This is a genomic window from Micrococcus sp. MS-ASIII-49, from assembly GCF_000946635.1.
Lineage (GTDB): Bacteria > Actinomycetota > Actinomycetes > Actinomycetales > Micrococcaceae > Micrococcus > Micrococcus luteus.
Genome location: NZ_JXSP01000125.1, coordinates 1 through 292, shown reverse-complemented (window position 1 = coordinate 292; position 292 = coordinate 1). Strand labels below are relative to the sequence as shown.

Annotated in this window: 2 tRNA genes; both read left to right on the top strand. The window is 63.4% G+C overall.

Annotated features, from left to right (window positions below):
- Nucleotides 1-40 precede the first annotated feature (40 nt).
- Nucleotides 41-111, top strand: a tRNA-Cys gene (locus SJ20_RS09020).
- 58 nt (nt 112-169) lie between these two features.
- Nucleotides 170-241, top strand: a tRNA-Val gene (locus SJ20_RS09015).
- The last annotated feature ends 51 nt before the right edge of the window (nt 242-292 follow it).

Here is a 292-nt window from a genome sequence, read left to right as displayed (position 1 = left end):
AGTTCGAATCTCGTCATCCGCTCGCTCAACCTTCACCCCTGGTCGGGTGGCCGAGAGGCGAGGCAGCGGCCTGCAAAGCCGTATACGCGGGTTCGAATCCCGTCCCGACCTCGCAGCCTTCTCCGACCGGGAGTGGCGGCATGTTCACCACCTCTTCGGAGGTGGACGAGCGCGATTGGCGCAGCGGTAGCGCGCTTCCCTGACACGGAAGAGGTCACTGGTTCGAACCCAGTATCGCGCACGGAGACGATCCGTGACGATCGACTCAGGCGGATGTAGCTCAGTTGGCTAG